This is a genomic window from Novosphingobium resinovorum, from assembly GCF_036352595.1.
Lineage (GTDB): Bacteria > Pseudomonadota > Alphaproteobacteria > Sphingomonadales > Sphingomonadaceae > Novosphingobium > Novosphingobium resinovorum_B.
In genome coordinates this window covers 224,379-250,974 of record NZ_JAZFAX010000004.1, presented here as the reverse complement: position 1 = coordinate 250,974, position 26,596 = coordinate 224,379, and the positions used below count along the sequence as shown (strand labels likewise).

Sequence of the window (26,596 nt, the reverse complement as noted above, 5' to 3'; positions counted from 1 at the left end):
CGGGCCGCGCGTCTCGGTGATCGGGCTGGAGGACGTGATCGTCGTCATCGATGGCGACGACATCATGATCACCACCACCGCAGGCGTGCAGAAAGTCGGCAATCTCGCCGGCGCCAGGAACCAGTGAGGCCTGAGGGATGAGCGCGATCCTTCCCATCCGTCAGGTCGAGAAGGTCTGGGGCATGGACGTCCTGCCGGCGCCGTTCCAGGCGCCCGAGGGCGAACGCATCGGCGAGATCTGGTTCGAGCCGAACGCCGTGCTGCCCGAACTGCTGGCCAAGTACATCTTCACCAGCGAGGCGCTGTCGGTGCAGGTGCACCCTTCCGATGCCCAGACGATAGCCAAGGGCATCGGGCGGCAGGGCAAGGAGGAATGCTGGCTCATCGTCGCCACCGAACCCGGCGCGCAACTCGCGATCGGCTTCGACGAGGAGATCGGCGAGGATGCCATGCGCGCCGCCGCGCTCGACGGTTCGATCGAGAAGCTGATGACCTGGCATGACATCGTACCGGGCGATTTCTTCTACATTCCGGCCAACACCGTCCATGCGATCGGCGCGGGGGTCAGCCTGATCGAGGTCCAGCAGAACAGCGACATCACCTATCGCCTCTACGACTACGGCCGCCCGCGCGAACTCCATCTGGAAGAGGGCATGGCGATCTCGCATGGCGAGCCCTATTCCTTGGAAAAGTGGCACAAGCGCGTGCCCGCCCACGGCTCGCAGGTGCTGGTCGACGGGCCGCTGTTCATGCTCGACCAGGTTGCGGGAATCCCCGCGCCCGAGACGGCGCTGCGCTATCCCGCGGCGCTGCTGGTGATCCCCCGCGAAGGCGAGGTGACGATCGCGGGCGAGGTCGTGGCGCCCGGCGGCTGCGCCGTCGCGACGCGCTTCGACGACGTCCGGTTTGCGGATAACGGCGTCTGCCTGATCGCCAGGGCCTGTGCAGCCGCCGCGTAACGTTGCATGAAAGACGACATGATCGTCCAGACCATTCAGCTTGCCTTGACCCCGGTCTTCGTGCTGGTGGCCATCGGCAATATCCTCAACATCCTCTCCACCCGCCTCGGCCGCGTGGTCGATCGCGCGCGCATCCTGCAGGAGCGGCACGGGACGACATCGGGGGTGGAGCACGACATGATCGTGAGCGAACTGCGGCTCGTCCATCGCCGGATGACGCTGATTACCCATGCGGTGCGCTACATGGTGCTTTCGGCCTTGGCGATCGGCGTGACCGTGGCGGTGCTGTTCCTGTCCGGTCTTGGCGGGCTCGACTGGCATGCGGCGGCGGCCGTGACGTTCCTCGCCGCGATCGTGCTGCTGCTGTTCGCACTGGTGCTGTTCCTGCGCGAGACCCAGGTCGCGGCCGACGCGCTGCGGATACCGAGCGATTACCTGGAACTCGACCGCGAGATCTGAAGGTCATCGCACCGGCGGTTGGAGTTTATGCGCTTTGCCCTAGGTTCGTGCCGGGGAGAGCGGACAGATGGCGACAGGCACGGCGCAGGAATGGAAAAGGGGCTGGCCGGTGGTCGTCGCGGCCATGGCGGGGTTCTCGTTCTTCTCGGTGCTGATTTCGGCGACGGGACTGTTCATCGCGCCGCTGGAGCGGGAGTTCGGCTGGGACCGGGCGACGCTGTCGATGGGGCCGGCGATCGCGACGGCGGTGACGGCACTGCTCTCGCCGTTCTACGGCGCGGCGATCGACCGCTTCGGATCGCGGCGGCTGGGGCTGCCGGGCGTCGTCGCGACGATGGCGGCGACCTCCATGTTCGCGTTCGCCAGCGGCTCGCGCACGCAGTGGGTGGTGATGTGGATCGTCTTCGGGCTGATCCTGACCTCCATCAAGTCGACGATCTGGACGACCGCCGTAGCGGGCACTTTCAGCAAGGGCAGGGGGCTTGCGCTGGGGCTGGCGGTCACCGGTCCGGCGATCGCGCAGACGCTGGTGCCGCCGCTCGGCAATTTCCTGATCGAAAGCTTCGGCTGGCGCGCCGCCTACGTCTGGTTCGCGCTGGGCTGGGGCGGGGTGACGCTGCTGCTGTGCTGGCTGTTCCTGAGCGATGCGCATGTCCCCAGGGCTTTCGGGAAAGCACCCGCCCCGCGCCCCGCGCTGCCCGGCCTGCGCAAACGCGAGGCGCTGCGCAGCCTGGCGCTGGCGCAAGTGGCGCTGTCCTCGTTCGTGGTGATGACAATGACCATCGGCCTGGGCATCCACCTGTTCCCGATCCTGACCGAGGCGGGCGTGGCGCGGACCGAAGCCGCCTGGCTGCTGTCGCTCGGCGGTGTCGCCGGCATCGTCGGCAAGCTGGTGACGGGTGCCTTGCTCGACCGGTTCCGGCCGAACTGGACCGGCAGCCTGACGATGGGCGTGACGGCGGTGACGTTCGTGGTGCTGGTTCGTTTCCTCGATTCCATGCCGGCACTGATCGCGGCGCTGGTCATCAATGGCTACGCGGCGGGCTCCAAGACGCAGATCACGGCCTATCTCACCGCAGGCTATGCGGGCATGCGCAATTTCGGAATGATCTATGGCGCGATGTCGGCTCTGGTCGCACTGGCCTCGGGGCTGGGCCCATGGATCGCCGGGAAGGTCTACGATGTCTCGGGCGGCTACGAGCCGTTCCTGTGGGTGGGTGCTGCCGGATGCGTTCTGGGCGGCGCCTTGCTGCTCGCTCTACCGCCGATGCCGCGATGGGATGAGGAACAGGATCAGGCCGTCTCGGCCTCGGCTCCATAGCGCGGGTCGGGGCCGGAATCATCCTGGCGGATGAAGCTGATCTTTCCTTCCGGCTCGAGGATGGCCCAGGCGATCTGGCGCAGGCTGGAAATCCCCGCGAGCCGCATCTCGATCGCCAGTTCGGCGTCGTCGATGCGCTCCTCGTCGAGATTGCTTTTCAGCAGCCGGCCGTCGCGCACCAGCACCACCGGCCGGCTTTCCAGCACCCGGCGCGCCTTGGGGAAGCGATGCGCGACGAGGCCCATCGCGAAGCTCCAGGCGGCAAAGGTGAAGATCGCCAGCATCGCCCCGGTCAGCGAGAAGTCCTGGTGCGTCACGCCTTGCTGGATGAGGTCGCCGGTGACGATCAGCGAGACGAGTTCGAACGGGGCCATCTGCCCCAGTTCGCGCTTCCCCATCAGCCGCAGCAGGACATAGACCAGTACGAACATCACCGAGGCGCGGATCACGATTTCCATCAGGCGACCTCGTTCATGGCAGCACCGTGACTTTCAGCGGGATCGCGAGGAGGGGATGCTTGCCGTCCTCGATATGCATGAATCCCGCGAGCGTGCGCAGCGCGCGCGGCTGGATCTGGCCGTCGAACTTGACGCGGAAGGGTTCGCCCGCCTTCACTTTGCCGAAGTGGTAGCTGTAGCGGCCGCCGAGCGCCTCGGCGCTTTCGGCGTCGGGGGCGAGGGTGTCGATGCTCATGCCGCGCCAGAGCGGTTCGTCCACCGCGACCACGAGATCCGCTACGTCACGCCGGGGAGTGACGTCGAGCACGGTTTCGAACCAGTTTCCGCTGCGCAGGACCGGCTCGTATTCGAGCGTCGCCGTGGCCTGGCGCGCGCGATATTCGGTCACGTCCGGCGGTCCGCCGCCCAGCCAGCCGACGAGGGCGCTGCCAAGGACAACGACGAACACTGCGGCTGCGATCGGCGTGCGCCACCGCGCGAAAGTGGGCACCGCGCAGTGGAGCGGATCGATGCCGTAAGGGGCTGGGGACGGTGCGTCGGCAGGCATGGCGGATGAGAAATCCGCGCGAGGGGTTGCGGTTCCCAAGATCTTCCCTGTCCACCGTATGCGGGGAGGACAAAAAAACGGGGCGCCTTTCGACGCCCCGCTCTCTATGGGTTTTCAGTAAAGGAAGATCAGGCCGCCAGCTTGAACGGCTCGATCTCGCCCGAGAGGTACAGCTTCTTGGCCTTGGCGCGGCTGAGCTTGCCCGAGCTGGTGCGCGGCAGGCTCTTGGGCGGCACCAGTTCGACCACGCAGTTCATGCCGGTGATCGAACGCACCTTGTCGCGGATCAGGTCGCGCAGTTCCACGCGCTTGACCGGATCGGAGACGCGGCAGTGGACGAGCACGGCGGGGGTTTCCTCGCCATTGTCCATCTCCACCGAGAACGCCGCGATGTCGCCATGGTTGAAGCCCGGAAGCTGTTCCACCGCCCACTCGATGTCCTGCGGCCAGTGGTTCTTGCCGTTGATGATGATCATGTCCTTGGCGCGGCCGACGATGAACAGGTAGCCGTCGGTCATGTAGCCCATGTCGCCGGTATCCAGCCAGCCATCGACGAGACATGCGGCGGTGGCTTCGGGATCGCGGAAGTAGGAATGCATCACCGAGGTGCCACGGCACCAGACCTTGCCGATCTTGTGGTCGCCGAGCGTACTGCCGTCCTCGCCGCGGATCACCACTTCCATGTCGCGCACGGCCTTGCCGCAGTTGACGATGGCGCGGTAGCGGGCCGGGCGGTTGAGATCGCGCGGCGCGCCCGAGAGGCGCTCTTCCTCGACCAGTTCGACGCGGATGCCTTCGCCCGGCGGCATGATGGTCACCGCCAGCGTCGCTTCGGCGAGGCCGTAGCTGGGCAGGAAGGCCGATGCCTTGAAGCCGGCATCGGCAAAGGCGTTGACGAAGCTCTGCATCACGTCCGGGCGGATCATGTCGGCACCGTTGCCGGCGAGACGCCAGCGCGACAGGTCGAAGCGGTCGCTCACCGGGCTCTGGCTGGAGATGCGGCGGGCACAGATGTCATAGCCGAACGTCGGCGAGAACGAGGCCGACGTGCCCTTGTTGCGGGTGATGAGGTCCAGCCATGCCAGCGGACGACGCGCGAAATCCTCGGTCTTGAGGTAATCGGTCGAAACCTGGTTGGCTATCATCGACAGGAAGCAGCCGACGAGGCCCATGTCGTGATACCACGGCAGCCACGAGATGCAGCGGTCGCTTTCCTGGAAATCCATACCGTGCGCGTGGCTGGCGAGGTTCGACAGCAACGAACGGTGCGTCACCGCGACGCCGTGGGGGAAGCGGGTGGAGCCCGAGGAATACTGCAGGTAGCAGATATCGTCCGGGTCGGCCTCGGGCAGCGCGACTTCGGGCGCATCCTTCACCGCGAAATCGGCCCAGGTGGCATGCGCGCAGCCCTGGCGTTCCGCGGCTGCGACGGTCATCGCGGCGATCTCGTCCGGGCCGACCAGCAGGACCGGGTCCGAACTGGCGAGCTGGACGCCGAGCTGGTCGATGTAGTTGTCCTTGCCGCCGAAGCTGGTCGGCAGGGGAAGCGGTACAGGCCAGGCGCCCGCATAGACTGCGCCGCAGAACAGCGCCGCGAAGTCCGTGCCGGTCTCGGCGATGAGGGCGATGCGATCGTCCTTCTTCACGCCGCGCGCGATCAGCGCATAAGCGACCTTGAGCGCGTCTTCACGCAGCGCCGAGAAGGGGTAGACGCGCGTGAGCGTGCCGCGTGGATCGTGGAAATTGAACCCGCGTTTGCCTGTGGCGGCATAGTCCAGGGCGTCGCCAAAAGTGGCGAAATCGGCGAAAATGCGCGGCAGCGCATCCTCGTTGGGGGTGGGGATAAGTGCCTGCCCCGTATTCGGCACCAGTTCGATGGTGTCGGCCATATGATCTAACCCGTTGTAGTTATACCGTTACTCTCGCGAGACCGGCGCTTCTATCCGGTCCAATCTGAACCGGAGGTAGCTGTGTTGCGTCCCAGACGGTCTCACGCGCTCTCCCCAATCCTGCCTGAGTGTGGCACGAATAGGGCAGCATGTCGGACAAGCGTCGCAATCCACAAACTGGGCCACGACCCCTGACCCCATCCCGTCTGGAGGAATTGGCGCTGGCCTATGTCGCGCGTTTCGCCACGACGCAAGCCAGGTTGCGCGGTTATCTGCAGCGCAAGCTGAAGGAGCGCGGCTGGTCGGAGGAAGCGGCGCCCGATATCGATGCACTGGTCGAGCGTTATGCGCAGAAGGGCTACGTCGACGATGCCTCGTGGGCGCGGATGAAGGCGGGCAGCCTGTTGCGGCGCGGCTACGGCGCGCGCCGGGTGGGTGAGGCGCTGGGGCAGGCCGGCGTGGACGAGGCGATGCGCGCCGAGACCCGGCCCGGCGCGGCGGCGCAGCGCCGGGCCGCGCTGGTGCTGGCGCGGCGCCGGCGCTTCGGGCCTTTCGCCCTCCAGCTTGCGGACGACCCGAAGGTGCGGGACAAGCAACTCGCCGCGATGCTGCGGGCGGGGCACCCGCTCGACATCGCGCGCCGGATCGTCGAGAGCGAGGATGCCGACGCGCTTGAGGAATGGTGCGAGTCGGAATTCGGAGACTATTGAATGCGCCTGACCCGCTCGACTTTCGCTATTTCCCTGCTGCTGGCGTTCGCCGCGTGCTCGCAAGGCGGACAGGAGGCGACGGCCAAGGGAGCGACGGCCAAGGGAACCACTGGGGCATCGTCCTCGCAGCCGGCGGTGCATCCCATTTCGGGCTTGCCGGTCAAGGATCTCACGGTGAAGTCGGCGAACGGGCTTCACACCTTCCGGGTGGAAGTGGCCACGACCTTCAAGGAGCAGGAGCACGGACTGATGTTCCGATCCGAGATGGGCGCGGACGAGGGGATGATCTTCCCCAACGATCCGCCGCGCCGCGCCGCCTTCTGGATGCGCAACACCGTGATTCCACTCGACATCATCTTCATCGGTACCGACCACCGCATCCTCAACATCGCCGCGAACGCGGTGCCGTATGACGAGACGCCGCTGCCTTCCGACGGTGTGACCTCGGGCGTGCTGGAGCTGAACGGCGGCCGCGCAGCGCAACTCGGCCTCAAGGCGGGCGACAAGGTTTCGTGGTGATGATCTGATCGCGCGCTTGCCGGCGGGGGCAGGCAGTCCGATGCTGCGGCGCAGGTCTTTGTCGCCGCGGAATCGTGATTGTCCCAAAACACCTCGTCATTCCCACGAAGGCGCGGGATTCAGCTGATGGCGGCGCATCCGGTCGGACCGGGAGATGGATTCCCGCCGCCACAAATATGTATTAGCCCAAGCGGGTCGCACTTTCGGGGGGAGGGCGACGTTCAGTCTTGGCGAATTGGTACCGGCGGGCTCACATCGACAGGGCCAGTTGTTCCAGCATCTTGTGGATCGCGGCAACCTGTGTGCCTTCGCGGGTGGGGAAGGTGGCGAAGAAGTTCTTCATCTGGCCGTCGTATCCCCACCAGTCCCAGCACCCCATCGGATTGACTGGCGCGGCGACGCTGGCGATGACTTGCGGATAAAGCATGACGATGCGGTTGGTGTCAGCCCATTCGTTGAAGCCGAGCCGGCCATAGACCGCATCCCCTACACCGACCGAACCGGCAACCTTGGGGTTGCCCCGCGCGCCTTGCTGGCAGCCGTGAAAGACCACATGGACCGGGCAATGCGCCTGCGCATCGCGGCACGGGGCGGGCACGTAGAGGTAGCCGGTATCGTCGAGGCTTGACTGGCCGGTGCGGAACGGACGCTGGTCGAACGGTTCGGGTGCGCTGGAGAGCGCGGCGGCCTTCGCGTTCAGACTGCCGAAGATGTGGCGCAGGATAGCCTGCGGCTGGTCGTAGAGAGTGCCGTCCTTCCGGCATTTGCTGATGTAGGGCGAGGTCGTTTTGGCGAGGCAGCCATCGCCGAGATCGTCGGACAGGAAGGCGTGCCCGGCGCGCACCGACTTCACGTAGAGCAGGCTGGTGCGCGACACCTTGTGGTCCCGGTAGAACGCGGCGACGGCGTCCATCGCGGCCGTCGCCACCACGCCGTCGGCGGTGCCGTGGAACAGGTAGATGCGCTGGCGGGCGATGTTGTCCAGAGGGTCTATCAGCCCGAGGTCGCGATAGCGGGCCGCCATGGGAAGGTCGGTGACACCCTGGCCCTTCATGCAGGCGAAGGCGCGCTGCGTTGCGGTCCAGCCTCCGGCGTAAGGCGCGCCGTAGGCCGCACAGCCATAAGGGCCGCCGGCGACGATCCCCGCGCCGATCGTGCTCTGCGAGAAGGCCACGGCATACTGCACCGCCATGAATGCGCCTGACGACAGCCCGGAAACCGACGTGCGTTCCATCTGCGTGCCGAGATGCGGCAGTGGCGGAGGATCGGCCAGCGCTGGCGGCGGGAAAAGAGCGAGCAGGCAAAGGAAAGCGGCAATGACCCGGCGCATGCGATTCCCCCTTTAGGCTGAATGTCCCTTTAGCTTGATCCCGTGCGGCCCGGCTTGCTGTGTTGCAGCATAGATTGCCTTGCATCGCTGGCGCTGTCCAGCGGGCGATACCTCGGCAATGGTGCTCATCGGCAAAGTCTTGCGCCATAATGGCGGCCTTTCCCGGCGTAATGCCCTTGCCTTCGGGGGGCGATCGGGGCTAGTGCGCGGCTCATGGGAATCCTGTCCAAGATCTTCACCTGGTGGGACGGCGCCACCATCGGCACCTCGCTCTGGAGCTCGCGCAATGGCGAGCATGTCGGCACCGACGCGCAGGGGAACAAGTACTATCGTTCCAAGAACGCGAAAGTGAAGACGACCGAGGGCTGGGATCGCCGCTGGGTGATCTATGCCGGCGCCAACGACGCCAGCAACGTCCCCGCCGAATGGCACGGCTGGCTGCACCACTCCTATGACGGCGTGCCCGAAAGTCACCTGCCGGCCCCGCGCATCTGGGAAGTCGATTACACCCCCAATGCCACCGGCACCGCGACCGCCTACCGCCCGCAGGGCGCGCTGGAGCGTGGCGGGCGCCGCGCCGCCGCCACCGGCGACTACGAAGCCTGGTCGCCGGAAGCCTGAGGGCTCACGCGTGATTCGTTTCCAAGACCTGGCAGCGCTTTCCCTGCTGTCGGTCCTGGCGGCTTGCGGTGGTGAGCCGGCGCCTGACGCGCAGGATACCAGCGTCCCCGATGCCATTGCCGGGATGCAGGCCGGTCCGGCGCAGGCGGCCAAGGGCCAGCAGATCGGCACGCCCAACAAGGACCGCGTGGTCACCCTGGGCGTGCTCAACAAGCGCAACAACCTGACGCAGGTTCTGGTGATGAAGCCGGGCGAATCGCGTCGCATCGGCAATCTCGTGGTCAAGGTCGCGACCTGCGAGAAGACGCTGCCCTGGGAAAAGCCCCAGGAAGAGGGCGCCTTCGTTCAGGTCTTCGTCGAGCAGCGCAAGACCACGGCGGAAAAGCTGGCCTGGAACAAGGTGTTCTCCGGCTGGCTGTTCAAGAACAACCCCGGCGCCAACGTGGTCGAGCACCCGGTCTACGACGTCTGGGTCAAGAGCTGCGCAATGAGCTTCCCGGGCGAGGAAGCGAGCCCGCAGGACTTCGCGTCGCCGAGCAGGGCGGCGAATGCCTCGGGCAGCGAAAGCACGCCCGCTCCGGCCGCATCGGCCAGTCCCAGCGCGTCGCCCACGGTCGCCGATCCCGAGCCGGTCGAGGAGCCCGCCGTCGAGCAGTGAACTGCCGTCGGCTGGCCGGATTGCGCGGCCTGCAGCAGCGCCAGGTACTTCTTCTGGGGCATTTCCACCGCGCCCAGCGAGGCGAGGTGCGAGGTCATGAACTGGCAGTCGAGCAGGGTGGTGCCGCCCCGCCGCAGCGCCGCCACCAGCCAGCACAGCGCCACCTTCGACGAATCGCTTGCCCGCGAGAACATCGATTCGCCGCAGAACACCCGGTCGAACCCGACGCCGTAGAGCCCGCCGACCAGTTCGCCCTCGCGCCAGACCTCGATCGAATGCGCGTGGCCGAGAAAATGCAGGTTCTCGTAGCTCGCCTGGATGCGGTGGCTGATCCAGCTGCCGCCATCGTCATTGCCGCCATCGTCGCTGCCGCTATCGTCACTGGCATCGCCGCTGGCTCGGGCACGGCGAGGTGCCGCACATTCGTCCATGACCTGCGAGAAGGCGCGGTTGCACGTCACCTCGAAGCGTCCGCGCTTCAGCGTACGGGCGAGCGAGGAGGATACGCGCAGGCCTTCGAGCGGCAGGATCGCGCGCAGGCGCGGCTCGATCCAGAAGATCTCCGGGTCGTCGCGCGCGTCCGACATCGGGAAGATGCCGCTGCGATAGGCGAGCATCAGCAGTTCGGGTTCGATGATCGGGGTCGAGCGGGGCGCGTGCACGCCGCTGTCCTAGCAGATGGGGATAACGAGCGCGAATCGGGATAATCGTTTCGCCGTTTCACAATCGCCGCTTGCCATCCTGCACGTCCTTCATTAGAGGCCCCCGAGCCCGCAGGAGTGTAGCTCAGTTGGTAGAGCATCGGTCTCCAAAACCGAGGGCCGTGGGTTCGAGTCCCTCCACTCCTGCCAGCATTTTCCCAAGATCGCGATAATCGTCCCTTCGGGGAGAGCCGGATGTCGGGCGCACGAAATGTGCGTTGCGTCATGATGCTTCGACAAGCTCTCGGGTGAGCGGGGGAAGTGTGATGCCCACAACTCTGCTCCGGCGGAGCTTGTCGAAAGCACCATGGTCGGGCCACGACGTTCAATTGTCGGCCGAGTTGCTCTAGGAGAGCCCGTTCGCCGATTCGGGCTACAAGCGGGAAGATACAGTCATACATGCACGCCAGCGCGCATCCTGACGCCGTAGAGGCCGACGCGGCCCCTGCCAGCGATACTTACGTCAGCGACACATATCGGCGCACGCGCCACGAGGCCCTGTGGATGGGCATCGTGCTTTCGCTGCTCGCGATGCTGCCGGCGATCGTCGCCTGGGCGCCGCAGATGACCGACTATCCCTCGCACCTCGCGGGGTTCAAGGTCATGCTCGACCATGGCCACGACCCGTTTCTGACCCGTTACTTCCTGTTCAAGTGGGAATGGACCGGCAATCTCGGCGCCGAACTGCTGATGGTGCCGTTGACCGCGATCATGGGGCTGGAAGCCGCGGGGCGGTTCATCGTCGCGATGATCCCGTTCCTCACCGGCATGGCGATCATGGCGGTGGAATGGAGCCTCCGCAAACGGATCGGCGCCGGCGCCATCCTGGCTTTCGCGATGATCTGGTCGCCTTCGTTCCTGATGGGCTTCCTCAATTACTCGCTGTCTATCGCTTTCGCGCTGTTCGTGCTGGCGGCCTGGGTGCGGCTGGAGAATTGGCGTTGGCGCTGGGCGGTGATGATTCCGGCCAGCTTCGTCGTCTGGCTGTGCCACGTTTCGGGCTGGGGCGTGATGGGCGTGCTGATCTTCGGCTACGAATGGTCGAAGCGCAGCGGATGGCGCGACTGGCGGCCGTTCCTCAAGCCGTGGTCTCTGGTCTTCCCGATCCTGCCGATGCTGCTGGGCATGGGGGCCAACTCCAAGGTGTCCTACGGCCGCTGGGGGGTGCTCGAGTACAAGTGGCAGATCCTCTACGGGGCGATGCGCAGCTACGACCAGACCTTCGACATCGCCAGCTTGTGCGTGGTGCTCGCGGTGGTGGCGGCGGCGCTGGCGCTGCGCCGCTTCGACGGCCGCGTCGGCTGGGCGGCGCTGATCCTGTTCGTGCTGACGCTGGCGGTGCCGCGCCAGATCTTCGGCGGCGACTATGCCGACTATCGCCTGAGCACCGCCGCGCTGCTGGTCGCCTGCCTGGCGATCGACTGGCCGGTACGGCGCTGGGGCCTCGCGCTGGCGGGGCTGCTGTTCACCGCGCGGATCGCGGTGACGACGGTGACCTGGTACGAGGATGCCCAGACCGCGCGCCAGCTGATCGGCGCGCTCGCCTATGTGCCGGAGGGCTCGCGCGTGGCGACGGCAGTGGCGATTCCGCGCCGCCAGTGGTTCTTCGGGCCCTTCGAGCACTTCGGCAGCTATGCGGTGGTGCGGCGCAGTTCGATGGAGAATTCCAACTTCGCGCTGCCTGACGTCCACATGCTTGCGATGCGCGAGACGCGCTATCGCTTCAACGATCCGACGCAGCGCATCCTCTACGGGGACAGCCAGCGCATCGACTTGCGCAAGTTCAAGCCCGCGCGCCATGCCGACTACCTCTGGTACATCGGTACGAAGGCCCCGGTGGCGATCCCGGACGGGTCGCGGATCGTCTATGCGACCCCCAACTCGTTCCTTGCGCGCCTGCCGGACTCGGTGGACCTTGCAAATCCGGGCGACGGAAGCTAAATCCCCGTCTCCTCCCGACAGGCGGACTTCATCAGCCCCTCCCGGCCTCGGCCGGGGCGGCGATGACCCCTAGGCGGAAGACACGCAATTCCCCGCCCCGTGCGGGACAAAAGAGAGCGACGTAAGATGGCCAAGATCACCCCCGGCGAATTCATGCGCCAGGTTCAGGCGGAAACGCGCAAGATCCACTGGCCCTCGCGCCAGGAGACGGTCACGACCGCGATCTTCGTCGGCCTGATGACGGTGCTGCTGGCGGTGTTCTTCCTGGGCATCGACGCGCTGTTCGGCTGGATCGTCAGCACGCTGCTGAACGCCCTTTGATCGCCAGAATTCAGGACAAAGAGAAACACATGGCCCGCTGGTACATCATCCACGCCTACTCCGGTTTCGAGAGCAAGGTTAAGGAAGCCATCATCACCGAGGCCGAGCGTATCGGCCTTTCCCAGCTCGTCGAGGACGTGCAGGTTCCTTCGGAAACCGTCACCGAGGTGAAGCGCGGCAAGAAGGTCCAGACCGAGCGCAAGACCATGCCGGGCTATGTCCTCGCCAAGCTGACGCTGAACGACGACGTCTACCACCTCATCAAGAACACCCCGAAGGTCACCGGCTTCCTCGGCGCGAACAACAAGCCGCAGGCGATCAGCGAGGCCGAGGCGTCGCGCTACTTCGGTGCCGCCGAAGCCGCCGCTGCCGCCCCGCGCAAGACCGTCTCGATCGATTACGAGATCGGCGATTCGGTCAAGGTGCTCGACGGTCCGTTCGCGAGCTTCAACGGCATCGTCGAGGAACTCGACTTCGAAAAGAGCCGGGTCAAGGTCGCGGTCTCGATCTTCGGCCGCGCTACCCCGGTGGAGCTGGAATTCGAGCACGTCGAACTCAGCAAGTAAATCATTCGCCCAGTTGAAGCGGCTCCGGCCGCCCATCGACAAGAATGTAATGCCCCGCAGGTGCTCGCCTGCGGGGCATTTTTCTTGGCAAGGTGAGCGATAATTAACCACTTGCCGTCATGAAAAGCGCATGAACAGGGTGCGACTGGACGGGCTGGATGGTTTGCGCGGCATCGCCGCCCTCTGCGTGTTGCTGACGCACGTATTTCCGAGAGTGGGCAGCTGCGCCTACCTGGGCGTCGATTTCTTTTTCATGCTCAGCGGCTATGTGATGGCGCGCAGCTACGAGGCGGGTCATCTCGCCCCGCATAAGGATCACGGCGCGAGACGGGCCGGCAGCCGGGCGTTTATCGTGGTACGACTGCGGCGGCTGTGCCCGACCGTCTTCCTGTGCGGTTTCTTCGGCCTGCCCTGGGTCATGCTCCAGCCCGCGAGCGTCAATCCGGTCTACGTTGCGGCCTGCCTGGCCTTTCCATTCCTGTTGAGCCTGCCGGTATGGTCGATCGGCGCCGAACTGTTCGCCAATTTCACGCATGCGACCGTCCTGGCGCGCCTTGCAACGCCTCGTCTGATGCTGCTGGTGGCATTGCTTTTCGCAGGGCTGGCGCTGTTCGTGGTCCGGGACGGCAGCATCGGCGTCATGAACGGCCAGACCGGCTGGACGGCGGTGGCCTTGCGCACATTGGTGTCCTACGGGGCGGGCATCGTGCTGTATCGCAGCTGGCGCGACAGGCCCCCGTTCCGAATCGGAGCCGCCTTCACCTGGGGGGCGATGCCGGTGTTCATCGCTCTGGCATCGCTGCTTCCTGCAGGGCGGGGCGTTTCTGACCTGGTCTTCGTTCTCGTCCTCTGTCCGTTGCTGATCGCGGGCGGGCTGGACAATGGGCAGGGGAGCCGTCTGGCGCGCAGTGCAGGGGCCTTGTCCTTTCCGCTCTATGCCGCGCACGCCCCTGCGCTGGTGAGCTTGCAGGCCTTCGGTTTCGGCTGGCAATGGCAGCTGGTCGGCGGGTTCGGCGCTGGCGTACTGGCATGGGCGATATCGGACCGCGCACGGCGGCTTCACCGTTCCCCCCGTCCTGGGGGGCATATGAGGACCAGGCAGGTGCAGGCATGACAACCCAACCTGACCGCGCGGCGGGAACCGCAGGCAAAGCTACGCGCATCACCGCGCTTGATGGCCTGCGCGGCATAGCCGCTTGCGGCGTCGCGTTCCTCTACCACCCGCTGCTCGAACTTCACCCCGCCGTAATGGCGCGGGCGCCCGCGCCGATCGTCTGGATGCGCGACTGGGGTTGGAGCTTCGTCGACTTGTTCTTCCTGATCTCCGGCTTCATCTTCGCGCACGTCTATCTGCGGGAGCGGCGGCTCGATCGCGCGGGACTGGCGGAATTCGCCGTGGCACGCGTGGCAAGGCTCTACCCGTTGCACCTGGCGACCTTCGCCGTCTGCGTCCTGCTGTTTTTCGGCGCGCCCGAGAACACCTGGTACGCGCTGGTCGCGCATCTGTTCATGCTGCAGGCCTTCGTCGAGCCGCTGGGTCATACCTTCAACGGGCCGAGCTGGTCGATCTCGGTCGAACTGGCATGCTACGCGCTGTTCGCGCTGGGGACGGTCAGCGGTGAGCGAACGCTGCGCTGGGTCACCGCCGCCGCCATTCTCGTGCCGGTCTTCTACCTTGTCCTGCTCGCGCGGCCGGGCGGGCCATGGATCGCGGACTGTATTCCACGCGGACCTCTGGGCTTTTTCCTGGGCCAGGTGCTGTGGCGCTGCCGTGAGCCTGTTGCCCGCGTGCCCGCCGCGATCCTGGCCGTGCTGGTCGCGATCGGCCTGACGCTCGACGCGGGGCGCTTCTCGCCGCTGTTGCCGCTGTGCCTGCTGGCGTGGCCCGCCGCAGTGTGCCTGGCACTTCGCCTGCCGCTGCTGGCAAGCCGTCCGCTGCTGTGGCTGGGGGATCGCAGCTATTCGATCTATCTCGTCCATTTCCCGCTGCTGCTTGTCTGTATCCCGCAGATCGAGAGTACCACCAGTGGATGGGTGGCAAGCGCCATGCTGGCCGGATTTGCGGGAGTGGTACTGGTGCTGAGCGACCTGGCCTATCGCCGTCTCGAAGTGCCGGCGCGCGGTGCCATTCGCGGTGCCTGGCGCCGCCGCCGCAAAGCCGCGCTGCCGGACGGCGTCGCCGCCTGAAACGGGCTCTTTCCTTTCCTGCGCTTTTCCTATAGGGGCGCCCCCTTCGGACATGGCCTTGCCGTGCCCGATTCCCTGCGGGAGGGGTGCTGATCACACGGCGCCCCGCCAAAACCGCTAGACATGAGCCTCGGGAAACCGGTGCGACAGTGTGAAAAGGAGCGGCCCCATGGCCAAGAAGATTACCGGTTACATCAAGCTGCAGGTTCCTGCAGGCAAGGCCAACCCGTCGCCGCCGATCGGTCCGGCTCTGGGTCAGCGCGGCGTGAACATCATGGAATTCTGCAAGGCGTTCAATGCCGCCACGCAGGAACTCGAGAACGGCATGCCGATCCCGACCATCATCACCGTCTACGCCGACCGCAGCTTCACCTTCGTCACGAAGACGCCGCCTGCCACCTTCCTCATCAAGAAAGCCGCCGGTCTGAAGTCGGGCTCGAAGGAGCCGGGCAAGATTTCCGCCGGAAAGATCAAGATGTCGCAGCTGGCCGAGATCGCCCAGGTCAAGATGGCCGACCTCAATGCCAACGACATTGATGCCGCGACGAAGATCATTGCAGGCTCCGCTCGCGCGATGGGCCTCGAAGTGGTGGAGGGCTGAACCCATGAAGCAGACCAAGAACCAGAAGGCTCTCGCAGCCAAGCTCGGCGACAACATGAAGCTCTACGGCGTTGACGAAGCGCTGCAGACCCTGCGTGACGTCAAGGCCACCAAGTTCGACGAGACCATCGAAGTCGCGATGAACCTGGGCGTCGATCCCCGCCACGCCGACCAGATGGTCCGCGGCATGGTTTCGCTGCCCGCAGGCACCGGCAAGACCGTTCGCGTCGCCGTGTTCGCCAAGGGTGACAAGGCTGCCGAGGCTCTCGCCGCCGGTGCCGACAAGGTTGGCGCCGAAGACCTCATGGAAGACATGCAGGCCGGCAACCTCGACTACGACCGCGTCATCGCCACCCCGGACATGATGGGCGTCGTCGGCCGTCTCGGCAAGCTGCTGGGCCCCAAGGGCCTGATGCCGAACCCGAAGCTGGGCACGGTCACCCCGAACGTGACGCAGGCCGTGAAGGACGCCAAGGGCGGCCAGATCGAGTTCCGCGTCGAGAAGCAGGGCATCATCCACGCCGGCATCGGCAAGATGTCGTTCTCGGACGCCGATCTGAAGACCAACTTCTCGGCTTTCGTGGACGCCATCGTCAAGGCGAAGCCCTCGGGCGCCAAGGGCAAATACGTCCGCAAGATCTCGCTCTCGTCCTCGATGGGCCCGGGCCTCAAGATCGACACCACCGAGATCGCCGGCGCCTGATTTCAGCGCTGACGTTTACGGACTTGAAGGGCCGGGAGGGAAACCTCCCGGCCCTTTTCGTTTGTGTCCCATTGGCGGGCTCGGTCGCGACCCTTCGACAAGCTCAGGGTGAGCGGGGTTCGTGATATGTCGCGTTAGCCCCATGCCCCCGTTCCCCACGCCTGCTCAGGCTGAGCTTGTCGAAGCCCGCCCCGGCGGTGTGTTCTCCGCCCCGTTTACGCTCGCCGCGATCGGGTGTATTGGCGTGCTGTACATATGTTCAGCATAACGCCGGGAGAGACGGCCAGATGGCTATCCGTTTCGAAGACATCAAGGAATTCATCGGTTCGCGCGTGCTCTGGGACGACCGCGCCGACTTGTTCACGCCCGAGGCTGCCGCAGCGATTCGCGCCAAGGTGGAGGAGCGCACCGTTGTGGTGTTCCCGCAGGCGAGCCTCACCGACCAGGAGCAGCTCGCCATCACCGAGGCGATGGGCGAGAAGATCCGCTTGACGGCGCGCAACAACGTGCAGAGCAACGATCAGGACGTCTACCAGGTCACGCTGGACGAGAAGATCAACCCGCAGCCCGAATACGTGCTGGGCACTTTCTTCTGGCACATGGACGGCATCACCGTGGACATGCCGCCGCCCTTCGCGACGCTGCTGTCCTGCCGCATCGCGCCCGACAAGGGCGGCGAGACCGAGTTCGCCAGCACGTATGCCGCTTACGAGGGCCTTCCCGAAGAGGAGAAGCAGGCGCTCGAGGGGCTGAAAGCGGTGCATTCGGTGCGCGCGAGCCTCTCGCCGATCGCCGATGCCATCCCGGAAAAGCACCGCGAGAAGGTGCTCGGCATCGGCCTGATCAAAGAGCATCCGCTGGTGTGGACGCACGAATCGGGGCGCAAGTCGATGGTCATCGGCACCACGGCGGACCACATCGTCGGCATGGAAGTACCGGCGGGCCGCGCCATGCTGATCCGCCTGCAGGAATGGGCGGCGCAGCCCGCGTTCTCGCTGCGGCACAAGTGGACCAAGGGCGATTTCGTGATCTGGGACAACACCGGCGCGATGCACCGGGCGATCCCCTACGACAAATCGACCGGGCGCATGATGCACCGCACCTCGATCGCCGGGACCGAGGCGGTCGCGGCGTAACGTTACGTCGTCTCGGACTTGATCCGGGACCGCTGGCGGTGAACGGCTCCATAGAGCCGCGTGGGATGCGGGGGCTTCGACAAGCTCAGCCTGAGCGGGATTGATAGGGCATTACACTAACTCCGCTCACCCTGAGCTTGTCGAAGGGTCGCAGCTGAGCTTGTCGAAGCCCCCGCCGACGATCAGCGCAGGTTGGCCGCCGTGTAGCACTCGACAAGGTAAGCCAGCGGGCGTCCGTCGGGCAGGACCAGCATCGCCTGATGCGTCGAGATCGTGTCCGCCGGGCAATTCTCCGCCGGTCCCGCCACCGTCGCGAGCGGACGCCGCTTGAACCCGAGCGGGGCGACGACTTTGCCGAACGGCGTATTCGTCACGCGCAGAGCCTCGTTCATCGCGGGCGTCAGCCGTGCCGGGACGTACCAGTTCCACGCGACCGAAAGCACCGTGCCGCCGCAGCTCAGGCGCACATTGCGCAAGGCGAACGTCTCGCCGTCCGCCAGCCGGAGATGCTCGCGCATCGCTGCGGGAGGAGCCTCGCCGCCGGTGGCCAGCGTCTGCGCGGTGATCCGCGGATCGGTGACGCCGCGCATGCCGCACCACTCCTCCAGCGCCAAGGTTGCGCTGTCGTGGCGGCGCAGGACCGTCTCGAACTGTTCCAGCGTGGCGGCGGGCATTGCAGGCGAAGTCGCGGAAGCCATCACGGCCATGACCGCAGCAGGCGCCGCAAGCTCAAATGCCACCGGGGACCGCCGGGCGGCCCATCGCCGCCAGTCCTTCGACGAGCGCGCGGGTGCAGGCGGCGAGATCCTCGGCGCTGACCGAACGGATCACGAAGTTCGCGCCGGTGCGCCCTTCGCCCCAGAACGGGTAGGAGCCGATCTGGCAGGTCTCGAACGTCTTTTCGGTTTCGCGCAGCAGTTCGGCCACTTCGCTTTCGCCCACCCAGCACCCGACTGTCTCGGACAGCAACGGCGCGCCGCCCTCAAGCTGGCCGGAGAGCGCGTCGAGCATGCCTGCGGTGATGCTGGGCACGCCGGCCATGATGAACACGTTGCCGCAGCGGATGCCCGGCGCGCCGGTGTAGCGATTGGGGATCAGGCTGGCACCGTCCGGCGTGCGCGCCATGCGCAGGCGTGCATCGGTGAGGCCGCCGCGCGTTGTGTAGTATTCTTCCAGGATCGCGCGGGCTTCGGGATGGACGATGACCGGCACGCCCAGCGCCTCGGCGATGGCGTCCACGGTGATGTCGTCATGCGTGGGGCCGATGCCGCCGGTGGTGAAGCAGTAGTCGTTGCGCGCGCGCAGGGTGTTCACCGCCTCGACGATGGACGGCGTCTCGTCGGCGACGACGCGCACTTCCTTCAGGCGGATACCCTGGATCTGCAGCCAGGTGGCGACCTGGGCGATGTTCTTGTCGTGCGTGCGGCCCGAGAGGATTTCGTCGCCGATGACGACGAGGGCGGCGGTGAAGATTCGCTGCTGGGAAGCCATGGCGGTATCGCTAGGGCAAATGGGCGCGCGGGGCTAGGGGGCTCGCAAATCTGCTCGCGGGCGCAAAAAGAAAGGGCCGGTCCGAAGACCAGCCCTGTAGAAGTTTTGGGAGAGGATGCCTGAAAGGCGAGTTCCTTATGTTCGGAATCGCGCTTTGCTGCAAATGCGAAAAGATTGAGCAAAGTTGCAAGGAATGCAACTTGAAGCATGTATCGTGGGAAACCGTGGTTTTGTGCGGTTGCGCGTCAGATCGGCCAGATTGCGCGATGATAGGCGGAATCCCAGAACATCCATTCGAAGCGTGTTGCATTGCGGAAGGCGGTGGCCATGGCCGCGCGGGTCGCCGCCGTGGCGTTTTGCGCGGCTTCATCGACCAGGGCGCGGACGCGGTCGGTCGCTTCGCCGAACGCGGGCGCGGCGTACGTGTCGATCCAGGCGGCATAGGGATTGGGCGAGGCGGCGCGCGGCTTCACGTCGCAGCCGACCTCCCAGTAGACCCAGAAGCACGGGAGGATGCCCGCGATCAGTTCCTCATAGCTGCGCGTCGCGGCCAGTGCGGACAGGTAGCTGGTGTAGCCGAGGCATGCGGGCGTCGGCTCGCTCGCCGCCGCGATCTCGGCGGTGACGCCGAACTGGGCGAAGAATGCCTGGTGCAACGCTTCCTCGACCTGCACGGCGACTTTGGCTCCGTCGGAGAATTCGAGGCGGCCGCTCGCGGTCGGTGCGCGCGCCGCGGCGAGAGCGAGGGCGCGGGAATACTCGGCGAGGTAGAGGCTGTCCTGCACGATGTAATGCCGGAAACTTTCGGGCGCGAGCGTTCCGGCGGCCAGTTCGTTCAGGAAGGGGTGATCGAGGATCGCCCGGCGCAGCGGTGCGACGTCTTCCCATACCGTTTGGCAAAAGCTCATGCGCGAAGTTCCCTCGGATGCGAAAGTCGGGCGCGCTTAAAGCAGGATCGATTGCGAATGACCATCTTCGTCGCTGGGATCGCAATGACGAAAGTGCCGGGGGGTCATGCCTCGCGGCGCGGAACGCAGGCAAAAAGAAAGGGCCGGTCCGAAGACCAGCCCTGTAGAAGTTTTGGGAGAGGATGCCTGAAAGGCACTCCCCATATGCTTTCGGAGGGTGATTCCCGCAAACGCGAAAACCATTACATAAGTTGCATGTCTTGCAACGATCGCCCTCTGTGCGCTGAGCGTCAACTTTGCAAAACGGCCCCATAGAGGTCGTGCTCGTCCGCATCTTCGACGAGAACTTCAACGATATCACCGACTTGCAGCCCACCAGCGTCGCGCAGGAAGACGTTTCCGTCGATCTCGGGAGCGTCCGCTTGCGAGCGGCCGGTTGCGCCGACATCACCGTCTTCGTCCGCCTCGCCCACTTCGTCGATGATGACGGGCAGCACGCGGCCGACCTTGGCGGCGAGCTTCGCGGCGCTGATCGCGGCGGTCTTTTCCATGATCCGCTGGTAGCGCTCTTCCTTGACCTCTTCCGGCACCGGATCGGGCAGGTGGTTCGCCGAGGCCCCCTCGACCGGTTCGAAGCGGAAGGCGCCGACGCGGTCGAGCTGGGCTTCGTCGAGCCAGTCGAGCAGGTACTGGAAGTCCGCCTCGGTCTCGCCGGGGAAGCCGACGACGAAGCTGGAGCGGATCGCGATATCCGGGCAAATTTCGCGCCACTTGTGGATGCGGTCGAGCACCTTGGCTTCGTTCGCCGGGCGCTTCATCGCCTTGAGCACCGACGGCGCCGCGTGCTGGAACGGGATGTCGAGGTAGGGCGTGATCAGCCCTTCGGCCATCAGCGGGATGACGTTGTCGACGTGCGGGTAGGGGTAGACGTAGTGCAGGCGCACCCACGGCTTGCGGCCCTGCGCATCCTTCAGGCCGCCGAGTTCGCGGGCAAGGTCGGTCATGTGGGTGCGGACCGCGTGGTCCTTCCACATGCGTTCCTCGTGGCGCACGTCGACGCCGTAGGCCGAAGTGTCCTGGCTGATGACGAGCAGTTCGCGCGTCCCGGCCTGCACCAGCTTCTCCGCTTCGCGCAGCACCGCGTCGATGCGGCGGCTGGCCAGCTTTCCGCGCAAGCTGGGGATGATGCAGAACGAGCAGGCGTGGTTGCAGCCCTCGGAGATCTTGAGGTAGCCGTAGTGGCGCGGCGTCAGCTTGACGCCGGCGTCGTCGTAGGCCTGCGGGATCAGGTCGAGGTAGGGCGAGAGTTCGGGCGGGGCCGCCTCGTGCACCGCCTCGACGACCGCCTCGTACTGATGTGCACCGGTCACCGCGAGGACTTGCGGGAACTTGGCGCGGATCGCTTCCGCCTCGTTGCCCATGCAGCCGGTCACGATGACACGGCCGTTCTCGGCGATCGCCTCGCCGATGGCGGCAAGGCTTTCTTCCTTCGCGGAATCGAGGAAGCCGCAGGTGTTGACGAGCACGACGTCGGCGCCGGAATAGTCCGGGCTCATGTCGTAGCCGTCCGCGCGCAGGCGGGTGAGGATGCGCTCTGAATCGACGAGCGCTTTCGGGCAGCCGAGGCTGACCATGCCGACTTTCGGCGGGGAGGGGAGTTCGATAGCCATGGGATTGGCGCGCCCGATACCCGCAAATCGCGCCCGAGTCACGAGAAACGAATTTTGCGGGTGATTCGCAAAACTTGCACAAGTGTACGTAGCCTGCAAGACAGGGCCCGGATTGAGGAGACAAGGCTATGGGTCCGGTGAATTGGCTGGCAGTGGTGCTGGCCGCAGCGCTCGCGGTGGCGGTGGGTATCGTGTGGAACACGGTCCTGTTCCGCGACGGACGCCAGATCGTTCCCGGCAGTTCCGAGCGGGCCGGCGGCCATATCACCATGGCCATCGTCTTCCTCATCAGTGCGGCGATGCTGGGCCATGCTCTTGCACGGATCGGGGCAGAGACCCTCGCGGTGAAGCCATGGCTCTATTTCATGCAGAGCGGCGGGCTCGCCATCGCCTTCGTCATGCCTGCCGTGTGGTTGACCCATTCGCGGGGGCGCACCGAGCCGATGCGCCGGGTGACCGATTGCGCGTTCTGGCTGGTCGCTTACCTGGCGATGGGCCTGGTGTTCTGGCTGCTAGGCTAGGCCTTCGCGGTTGACGGTGGGGGCGACCTCGACGACGATGTCGCCCGCTTCCAGCTTGTGCGCCTCAGGCTCCCAGAAGCCGTAGCAGCGCTTGCCGCGGTAGATGCGCACGCCCTTGCCGGTATTTATGTCGTCGAGCGAGTGACCGATCTCCTCGGGCGAGACGGGGCGCTCCACCAGTTGCACGCGCCCGCCTACCGAGGCGAGGTCGGACATGTATTCGGCGATGTGCTGGCCCTCGGCCGAGCCTGCCAGCAGCAGGCCGGTGAAGCGCACCGGGTTGATGACGTTGTCGGCGCCGGCTTGCCGGGCCAGCAGTTCATTGTCCTCCGCCCGGATCACGGCGGTGATCGGGATGCCGGGAGCGAGGTGGCGCGCGGTGAGGACGATCAGGATCGTGGTGTCGTCGCGCCCGGCCGAGACAAGGATCGTGCGGGCGAGGTCGATGCGCACCGCCGCCAGCGTCTCGTCGCGGGTGGCGTCGCCTTCGAGCACGTTGCAGCCGACTTTCTCCGCCAGCTTGAGCCGCGTGTTCGAGGGATCGACGACGACGATGCAGGCGGCGTCGGTGCCGCGCGCGATCAGTTCCTCGACCGCCTCGGACCCGCTGACGCCGTAGCCCAGGACGACGATATGGTCGGACAGGCGCTCCTGGATGCGCTTCATGCGCCAGCTCTCCCAGCTATGCTTGATGAAGTAGTTGTAGGCGGTGCCCACGAAGATGAAGATCACGGCGAAGCGGATCGGGGTGACGATCACCGCCTCGATCAGCCTCGACTTGTCGCTGACCGGCGCGATGTCGCCGAAGCCGGTCGTGGTGATCGAGATCATGGTGAAGTAGAACACGTCGAGGAAGCTGACGGTCCCGTCGTGCGTGTCCTTCAGGCCGTCGCGGTCGATCCAGTGGATCAGCACCACGAACATGACGAGCGCGAAGGCGCCGCCGAGCCGCAAGGCCAGGTCCGCCCAGACCGGCAGGTCCACCGCGCGTCGCAACGGACGGGTGAGGGCCGCCGGCGGGCGCCGCACCGTCACGGCGCCTTGGGCAGCTCGCCCAGCGGATCGACGGGCTGACCGTCGCGGCGGAGCTCGAAGTGCAGTTCGTCGCCCTTGGCAAGCCCGGTGTCGCCGACGAGGCCGACGCGCTCTCCCTGCGCCACCCTGGCGCCTTCCTTGACCGTCACGCGGCTGAGGAAGCCATAGGCGGTGTACCAGCCGTCGCCGTGGTCGAGCACGACAAGGTTGCCGAACTGGGCTTTCTCGTTGCCCGCGAATTTGACGATACCGGCGGCGGAGGCGCGCACCATGGTGCCCTTGGCAGCGGGAATGTCGATGCCGTCGTGGTAGTCGGCGCCGTCGGAGTAGCCGCGCCGCACGGTACCCGAGAGCGGCCAGGCGAAGCGTGCGGCCTTCGGCGCGGCGGCCTTGGCGCCAGTGGCATTGGCAGGGGCGGGGGCAGTCGCAGGGGCAGGCGCCAATGTCTTCGGCGGATCGATGATCGTCGGGATCAGCAGGTTCTGCCCCACCTTGACCGGCGCCGCCGGGTCGAGATTGTTGGCGAGCGCGATGTTTTCCCAGGGCACCGCGGTGTCCATGGAGATCGAGAAGCCGGTCTCGCCCGACTTCACCACATGGCGCCCGGTGCGCGGAATCCTGAGTGTCTGGCCGACACGCACGTTGAACGGCGGTTGCAGGCCGTTGGCCTCGGCGATCAGCACGCGCGGCACTTTGGCGCGCGCGGCGATGCCGCCCAGCGTCTCGCCTTCGCCGACGCGGTGCTCGGTCTCGTATTCCGGGGCGCCGGGAGCGGCCGGGGTGCGCGCCTCGATCACGCGGGCGGCCTTGGCTACCTGCTTCGCCGCTGGAACCGCCGAGTTGGCCGCCTTGGCAGCGACGTTGCGGTCCTGCGCCGCCTTGCCCGGTGCCGACGGCGCGGCCTGCGACCTCGGGATCGTCAGCTTCTGGCCGATGCGGACGACGTAGGGTTCCTTGAGCGCATTGGCCTTGACGATCGCGCTAGCCGTTACGCCGGCGCGGTTGGCGATGCCGTTCAGCGTCTCGCCCGAGGCGACGACGTGGACCGTCTCGTCCTGCGCGGGCGCGGCTAGAGCGGGCGTCGAGGCCAGCGCCGCGGCAAGAAGAAGCGCCCGCTTCACTGGCCGAAGCGCTCCGACAGGGCTTGGAGCGAAGCGTCGTGAGTCAGGTCGAGATGCAGCGGCGTCACCGAAACGTAGCCCTCCGCGATCGCCTCCAGGTCGGTCGCATGACCGGGCGTATGTTCGATCCCGTGTAGCCCGAACCAGTAGTACGGGAAACCACGCGGATCGCGGCCTTCCACAACCGAGCCGCGCGCGTAGTCGTGGAAGCCCTGGCGCACCACGCGGATGCCCTTGACGTCCTTGCCCAGCAGCGGCGGGAAATTGACGTTCACCAGCGTGCGCGGGGCGAAAGGCTGGTCGATCAGCGGGCGCAGCACTTTCGCGCCCCATTCCTCGGCGGCGGAAAAGTCGACGCCGTCGCCCAGATCCTCGCGCACCGGAACCTGGCTCAGTGCGATCGAGCGGATACCCGCCAGCGCCCCTTCGAGCGCGGCCGATACGGTGCCCGAATACGTCACGTCGTCGCCCAGGTTGGCGCCGCGATTGACGCCCGACAGGATCAGGTCGGGCGGGCCGGGCAGCGCCTTCTTGAGGCCCAGCGTCACTGCATCGGTCGGCGTGCCGGTGACCGAGAAGCGCTTTTCGGCGTGCTGGCGCAGCCTCACCGGGCGCGTCAGCGTCAGCGAATGGCCCGCGCCCGACTGCTCCTCACTGGGCGCGCAGATCCAGATGTCGTCCGAAAACTGCGCGGCGATCTTCTCCAGCACATAGAGGCCGGGAGCGTTGATGCCGTCGTCGTTGGTGAGGAGAATGCGCACGTGTTGATGTTTTCCTTCGTCACCCTGAACTTGTTTCAGGGTCCATTTGGCAGCTTTGACCGACGCGTTGATTGTCCGCGCTGCTCCGGCGGTTTACCCGGTTCGGCCTTGGAGCATGCGGCACGATGGACCCTGAAACAAGTTCAGGGTGACGGGAAAATTCATCATCCGGCGGTTTCAGGCCTCCAGCGTCTCGATCCCGCCCATCCAGGGCTTGAGCGCCTCGGGCACCCGCACCGAGCCGTCTTCCTGCTGGTAGTTCTCCAGAACCGCGACGAGGGTGCGGCCAACCGCGAGGCCCGAGCCGTTGAGCGTGTGGACGAACTCGGTCTTCTTCGAGCCCTCGGGCTTGTAGCGCGCGTTCATTCGCCGGGCCTGATAGTCGCCGCAGTTCGAGATCGAGCTGATCTCGCGGTAAGCGGCCTGACCCGGCAGCCAGACTTCGAGGTCGTAAGTCAGCCTCGCGGTCGCGCCCATGTCGCCCGCGCACAGCAGAACCTTGCGATACGGCAGGCCGAGCGCCTCGAGGATACCCTCGGCCGCCTTGACCATGCGCTCGTGCTCGGCCGCGCTCTCTTCGGGCCTGGCGATGGTGACGAGTTCGACTTTCTCGAACTGGTGCTGGCGGATGAACCCGCGCGTGTCACGCCCGGCCGCGCCTGCTTCCGAGCGGAAGCAGGGGGTGAGGGCGGTCATGCGCAGGGGCAGTGTGTCGGGGGTCAGGATTTCGCCGGCGACCGCGTTGGTCAGCGAGACTTCGGCGGTGGGGATGAGCCAGCGGCCGTCCGTCGTCCTGAACAGGTCTTCGGAAAACTTGGGCAATTGACCAGTGCCGTAGACGGCCTCGTCCTTGACCAGCAGCGGCACGGCGCATTCCATGTAGCCGTTGGTCGCGGTCTGCGTGTCCAGCATGAACTGCGCCAGCGCACGGTGCAGTCGCGCCATCTGGCCCTTGAGGAAGGTGAAGCGCGCGCCCGAGAGCTTGGCGCCCGTCTCGAAATCGAGGCCGAGCGCCGGGCCGAGGTCGGCGTGCTCCCTAGGCGTGAAGGCGAATTCGCGCGGCGTGCCCCAGCGCAAGACTTCGACGTTCTGCGCCTCGTCCTCGCCGTCCGGTACTTCGGCGACGGGGATGTTGGGCAGGCTTGCCAGCGCGTCCTGCAACTGCGCGGACAGTTCCTTCTCCTCGGCCTCGAGCGCGGGGAGGGTGTCCTTCAGCGTGGCGACTTCGGCCTTCAGCGCCTCGGCCGTGGCGGTGTCGCCCGAGCCCATGGCCTTGCCGATCGCCTTGGAGGCTTCGTTGCGGCGGTTCTGCCCCTCCTGCATGCGGGTGGCGACGGCGCGGCGCTGCTCGTCGAGGGCGACGAGGCTGGCGGCAACGGGCGCCACGCCCCGGCGAGCAAGGCCGGCGTCGAAGGCTTCGGGGTTTTCGCGGATCTGGCGGATGTCGTGCATAGTGCCAGCG

Annotated in this window: 28 protein-coding genes, 1 tRNA gene and 2 pseudogenes; 18 read left to right on the top strand and 13 right to left on the bottom strand. The window is 66.1% G+C overall.

Annotated features, from left to right (window positions below):
* The 4 genes and pseudogenes from V2S85_RS27245 to V2S85_RS06540 all read left to right on the top strand — a co-directional run.
* Positions 1–127 (top strand): annotated as a pseudogene (locus V2S85_RS27245) (mannose-1-phosphate guanylyltransferase); the annotation flags it as partial.
* Between the two features lie 10 nt (positions 128–137).
* Positions 138–959, top strand: coding sequence for a class I mannose-6-phosphate isomerase (locus tag V2S85_RS06550; protein ID WP_330702052.1), 822 nt, complete (start codon positions 138–140; stop codon positions 957–959).
* 18 nt (positions 960–977) lie between these two features.
* Complete coding sequence (locus tag V2S85_RS06545) at positions 978–1,418, top strand: DUF2721 domain-containing protein (protein WP_330702051.1); 441 nt, start codon at positions 978–980, stop codon at positions 1,416–1,418.
* Between the two features lie 67 nt (positions 1,419–1,485).
* Positions 1,486–2,739 (top strand): MFS transporter, encoded by a 1,254-nt coding sequence (locus tag V2S85_RS06540; protein ID WP_330702050.1) that lies wholly within the window; start codon positions 1,486–1,488, stop codon positions 2,737–2,739.
* On the opposite strand, the gene V2S85_RS06535 is transcribed toward V2S85_RS06540, so the two are convergent.
* The 3 genes from V2S85_RS06535 to V2S85_RS06525 form a co-directional block, all read right to left on the bottom strand.
* Positions 2,712–3,197, bottom strand: coding sequence for a DUF421 domain-containing protein (locus V2S85_RS06535; protein ID WP_330702049.1), 486 nt, complete (start codon positions 3,195–3,197; stop codon positions 2,712–2,714). The genes V2S85_RS06540 and V2S85_RS06535 overlap by 28 nt on opposite strands.
* Positions 3,198–3,210: 13 nt before the next feature.
* Positions 3,211–3,744, bottom strand: a complete 534-nt coding sequence (locus V2S85_RS06530; protein WP_330702048.1) for a hypothetical protein — start codon at positions 3,742–3,744, stop codon at positions 3,211–3,213.
* Between the two features lie 128 nt (positions 3,745–3,872).
* Positions 3,873–5,633 (bottom strand): fatty acyl-AMP ligase, encoded by a 1,761-nt coding sequence (locus tag V2S85_RS06525; RefSeq protein WP_330702047.1) that lies wholly within the window; start codon positions 5,631–5,633, stop codon positions 3,873–3,875.
* Between the two features lie 149 nt (positions 5,634–5,782).
* Here V2S85_RS06525 and V2S85_RS06520 point away from each other — a divergent pair, with 149 nt between their 5' ends.
* Positions 5,783–6,343: a regulatory protein RecX gene (locus V2S85_RS06520; RefSeq protein ID WP_330702046.1), complete on the top strand. Its 561-nt coding sequence runs from the start codon at positions 5,783–5,785 to the stop codon at positions 6,341–6,343.
* Positions 6,344–6,862 carry a DUF192 domain-containing protein gene (locus tag V2S85_RS06515; RefSeq protein WP_330702045.1) on the top strand — a complete coding sequence of 173 codons (519 nt, stop codon included), beginning with the start codon at positions 6,344–6,346 and terminating at the stop codon, positions 6,860–6,862.
* 250 nt (positions 6,863–7,112) lie between these two features.
* On the opposite strand, the gene V2S85_RS06510 is transcribed toward V2S85_RS06515, so the two are convergent.
* Positions 7,113–8,192, bottom strand: a complete 1,080-nt coding sequence (locus V2S85_RS06510; RefSeq protein ID WP_330702044.1) for a hypothetical protein — start codon at positions 8,190–8,192, stop codon at positions 7,113–7,115.
* A 213-nt stretch (positions 8,193–8,405) separates the two neighbouring features.
* Here V2S85_RS06510 and V2S85_RS06505 point away from each other — a divergent pair, with 213 nt between their 5' ends.
* Positions 8,406–8,813: an NADH:ubiquinone oxidoreductase subunit NDUFA12 gene (locus tag V2S85_RS06505; protein WP_008830824.1), complete on the top strand. Its 408-nt coding sequence runs from the start codon at positions 8,406–8,408 to the stop codon at positions 8,811–8,813.
* Positions 8,707–9,237: pseudogene (locus V2S85_RS06500) on the top strand (DUF2155 domain-containing protein); the annotation flags it as partial. The gene V2S85_RS06505 and the pseudogene V2S85_RS06500, both read left to right, overlap by 107 nt.
* 35 nt (positions 9,238–9,272) lie before the next feature.
* On the opposite strand, the gene aat reads toward V2S85_RS06500, so the two are convergent.
* Positions 9,273–10,133: a leucyl/phenylalanyl-tRNA--protein transferase gene (aat, locus tag V2S85_RS06495; RefSeq protein ID WP_330702043.1), complete on the bottom strand. Its 861-nt coding sequence runs from the start codon at positions 10,131–10,133 to the stop codon at positions 9,273–9,275.
* A gap of 113 nt (positions 10,134–10,246) precedes the next feature.
* Between aat and V2S85_RS06490 the strand changes: the two genes are divergently transcribed.
* The 9 genes from V2S85_RS06490 (at position 10,247) to V2S85_RS06450 (ending at position 17,627) form a co-directional block, all read left to right on the top strand.
* Positions 10,247–10,322, top strand: a tRNA-Trp gene (locus V2S85_RS06490).
* Between the two features lie 249 nt (positions 10,323–10,571).
* Positions 10,572–12,113 carry a hypothetical protein gene (locus V2S85_RS06485; protein ID WP_330702042.1) on the top strand — a complete coding sequence of 514 codons (1,542 nt, stop codon included), beginning with the start codon at positions 10,572–10,574 and terminating at the stop codon, positions 12,111–12,113.
* Positions 12,114–12,239: 126 nt separating this feature from the next.
* Entirely contained in the window at positions 12,240–12,434 is a 195-nt protein-coding gene (gene secE / locus V2S85_RS06480) for a preprotein translocase subunit SecE (protein WP_330702041.1), read from the top strand.
* A gap of 29 nt (positions 12,435–12,463) precedes the next feature.
* Positions 12,464–13,000 (top strand): transcription termination/antitermination protein NusG, encoded by a 537-nt coding sequence (gene nusG, locus V2S85_RS06475; protein ID WP_330702040.1) that lies wholly within the window; start codon positions 12,464–12,466, stop codon positions 12,998–13,000.
* Between the two features lie 130 nt (positions 13,001–13,130).
* Positions 13,131–14,114, top strand: coding sequence for an acyltransferase (locus V2S85_RS06470; protein WP_330702039.1), 984 nt, complete (start codon positions 13,131–13,133; stop codon positions 14,112–14,114).
* Positions 14,111–15,187 (top strand): acyltransferase, encoded by a 1,077-nt coding sequence (locus V2S85_RS06465; protein ID WP_330702038.1) that lies wholly within the window; start codon positions 14,111–14,113, stop codon positions 15,185–15,187. Before V2S85_RS06470 ends, V2S85_RS06465 begins: the two co-directional genes overlap by 4 nt.
* 169 nt (positions 15,188–15,356) lie before the next feature.
* Positions 15,357–15,788 (top strand): 50S ribosomal protein L11, encoded by a 432-nt coding sequence (rplK, locus tag V2S85_RS06460; protein WP_330702037.1) that lies wholly within the window; start codon positions 15,357–15,359, stop codon positions 15,786–15,788.
* A gap of 4 nt (positions 15,789–15,792) precedes the next feature.
* Positions 15,793–16,491, top strand: coding sequence for a 50S ribosomal protein L1 (rplA, locus tag V2S85_RS06455; protein ID WP_008830815.1), 699 nt, complete (start codon positions 15,793–15,795; stop codon positions 16,489–16,491).
* 287 nt (positions 16,492–16,778) lie between these two features.
* Complete coding sequence (locus V2S85_RS06450) at positions 16,779–17,627, top strand: TauD/TfdA family dioxygenase (RefSeq protein WP_330702036.1); 849 nt, start codon at positions 16,779–16,781, stop codon at positions 17,625–17,627.
* A gap of 182 nt (positions 17,628–17,809) precedes the next feature.
* Here the strand turns inward: V2S85_RS06450 and V2S85_RS06445 are convergent, their stop codons facing one another.
* From V2S85_RS06445 to rimO, 4 genes are all read right to left on the bottom strand, one after another.
* The gene (locus V2S85_RS06445) at positions 17,810–18,367 is read right to left on the bottom strand and encodes a hypothetical protein (RefSeq protein ID WP_330702035.1); all 558 of its coding nucleotides are present in this window, start codon (positions 18,365–18,367) and stop codon (positions 17,810–17,812) included.
* Positions 18,357–19,118, bottom strand: coding sequence for a competence/damage-inducible protein A (locus tag V2S85_RS06440; RefSeq protein ID WP_330702034.1), 762 nt, complete (start codon positions 19,116–19,118; stop codon positions 18,357–18,359). The genes V2S85_RS06445 and V2S85_RS06440 overlap by 11 nt, the downstream gene beginning before the upstream one ends.
* 245 nt (positions 19,119–19,363) lie before the next feature.
* Complete coding sequence (gene tenA / locus V2S85_RS06435; protein ID WP_330702033.1) at positions 19,364–20,026, bottom strand: thiaminase II; 663 nt, start codon at positions 20,024–20,026, stop codon at positions 19,364–19,366.
* Between the two features lie 290 nt (positions 20,027–20,316).
* Positions 20,317–21,696: a 30S ribosomal protein S12 methylthiotransferase RimO gene (rimO, locus tag V2S85_RS06430; RefSeq protein WP_008833529.1), complete on the bottom strand. Its 1,380-nt coding sequence runs from the start codon at positions 21,694–21,696 to the stop codon at positions 20,317–20,319.
* Positions 21,697–21,824: 128 nt separating this feature from the next.
* Between rimO and V2S85_RS06425 the strand changes: the two genes are divergently transcribed.
* A complete protein-coding gene (locus V2S85_RS06425) occupies positions 21,825–22,217 on the top strand; it encodes a DUF1761 domain-containing protein (protein WP_330702032.1) in 393 nt (130 codons plus the stop codon).
* Here the strand turns inward: V2S85_RS06425 and V2S85_RS06420 are convergent.
* The 4 genes from V2S85_RS06420 to serS form a co-directional block, all read right to left on the bottom strand.
* Positions 22,209–23,252 carry a potassium channel family protein gene (locus V2S85_RS06420; protein ID WP_330702031.1) on the bottom strand — a complete coding sequence of 348 codons (1,044 nt, stop codon included), beginning with the start codon at positions 23,250–23,252 and terminating at the stop codon, positions 22,209–22,211. The genes V2S85_RS06425 and V2S85_RS06420 overlap by 9 nt on opposite strands.
* Positions 23,249–24,373, bottom strand: coding sequence for a LysM peptidoglycan-binding domain-containing protein (locus V2S85_RS06415; protein ID WP_330702030.1), 1,125 nt, complete (start codon positions 24,371–24,373; stop codon positions 23,249–23,251). Before V2S85_RS06415 ends, V2S85_RS06420 begins: the two co-directional genes overlap by 4 nt.
* Positions 24,370–25,134: a 5'/3'-nucleotidase SurE gene (gene surE, locus V2S85_RS06410; protein WP_330702029.1), complete on the bottom strand. Its 765-nt coding sequence runs from the start codon at positions 25,132–25,134 to the stop codon at positions 24,370–24,372. The genes V2S85_RS06415 and surE overlap by 4 nt, the downstream gene beginning before the upstream one ends.
* A 177-nt stretch (positions 25,135–25,311) precedes the next feature.
* Positions 25,312–26,586 carry a serine--tRNA ligase gene (gene serS, locus V2S85_RS06405; RefSeq protein ID WP_330702028.1) on the bottom strand — a complete coding sequence of 425 codons (1,275 nt, stop codon included), beginning with the start codon at positions 26,584–26,586 and terminating at the stop codon, positions 25,312–25,314.
* Positions 26,587–26,596: the final 10 nt, after the last annotated feature.

Coding starts and splice junctions, on each gene's coding strand:
- V2S85_RS06425 (WP_330702032.1), top strand. CDS start 21,825: ATGGGTCCGGTGAATTGGCTGGCAGTGGTGCTGGCCGCAGCGCTCGCG.
- V2S85_RS06525 (WP_330702047.1), bottom strand. CDS start 5,633: ATGGCCGACACCATCGAACTGGTGCCGAATACGGGGCAGGCACTTATC.
- tenA (WP_330702033.1), bottom strand. CDS start 20,026: ATGAGCTTTTGCCAAACGGTATGGGAAGACGTCGCACCGCTGCGCCGG.
- V2S85_RS06470 (WP_330702039.1), top strand. CDS start 13,131: ATGAACAGGGTGCGACTGGACGGGCTGGATGGTTTGCGCGGCATCGCC.
- rimO (WP_008833529.1), bottom strand. CDS start 21,696: ATGGCTATCGAACTCCCCTCCCCGCCGAAAGTCGGCATGGTCAGCCTC.
- rplA (WP_008830815.1), top strand. CDS start 15,793: ATGAAGCAGACCAAGAACCAGAAGGCTCTCGCAGCCAAGCTCGGCGAC.
- V2S85_RS06465 (WP_330702038.1), top strand. CDS start 14,111: ATGACAACCCAACCTGACCGCGCGGCGGGAACCGCAGGCAAAGCTACG.
- V2S85_RS06440 (WP_330702034.1), bottom strand. CDS start 19,118: ATGGCTTCCCAGCAGCGAATCTTCACCGCCGCCCTCGTCGTCATCGGC.
- V2S85_RS06485 (WP_330702042.1), top strand. CDS start 10,572: ATGCACGCCAGCGCGCATCCTGACGCCGTAGAGGCCGACGCGGCCCCT.
- V2S85_RS06550 (WP_330702052.1), top strand. CDS start 138: ATGAGCGCGATCCTTCCCATCCGTCAGGTCGAGAAGGTCTGGGGCATG.
- V2S85_RS06510 (WP_330702044.1), bottom strand. CDS start 8,192: ATGCGCCGGGTCATTGCCGCTTTCCTTTGCCTGCTCGCTCTTTTCCCG.
- V2S85_RS06520 (WP_330702046.1), top strand. CDS start 5,783: ATGTCGGACAAGCGTCGCAATCCACAAACTGGGCCACGACCCCTGACC.
- serS (WP_330702028.1), bottom strand. CDS start 26,586: ATGCACGACATCCGCCAGATCCGCGAAAACCCCGAAGCCTTCGACGCC.
- secE (WP_330702041.1), top strand. CDS start 12,240: ATGGCCAAGATCACCCCCGGCGAATTCATGCGCCAGGTTCAGGCGGAA.
- rplK (WP_330702037.1), top strand. CDS start 15,357: ATGGCCAAGAAGATTACCGGTTACATCAAGCTGCAGGTTCCTGCAGGC.
- nusG (WP_330702040.1), top strand. CDS start 12,464: ATGGCCCGCTGGTACATCATCCACGCCTACTCCGGTTTCGAGAGCAAG.
- V2S85_RS06545 (WP_330702051.1), top strand. CDS start 978: ATGATCGTCCAGACCATTCAGCTTGCCTTGACCCCGGTCTTCGTGCTG.
- V2S85_RS06540 (WP_330702050.1), top strand. CDS start 1,486: ATGGCGACAGGCACGGCGCAGGAATGGAAAAGGGGCTGGCCGGTGGTC.
- V2S85_RS06535 (WP_330702049.1), bottom strand. CDS start 3,197: ATGGAAATCGTGATCCGCGCCTCGGTGATGTTCGTACTGGTCTATGTC.
- V2S85_RS06505 (WP_008830824.1), top strand. CDS start 8,406: ATGGGAATCCTGTCCAAGATCTTCACCTGGTGGGACGGCGCCACCATC.
- V2S85_RS06530 (WP_330702048.1), bottom strand. CDS start 3,744: ATGCCTGCCGACGCACCGTCCCCAGCCCCTTACGGCATCGATCCGCTC.
- V2S85_RS06450 (WP_330702036.1), top strand. CDS start 16,779: ATGGCTATCCGTTTCGAAGACATCAAGGAATTCATCGGTTCGCGCGTG.
- V2S85_RS06515 (WP_330702045.1), top strand. CDS start 6,344: ATGCGCCTGACCCGCTCGACTTTCGCTATTTCCCTGCTGCTGGCGTTC.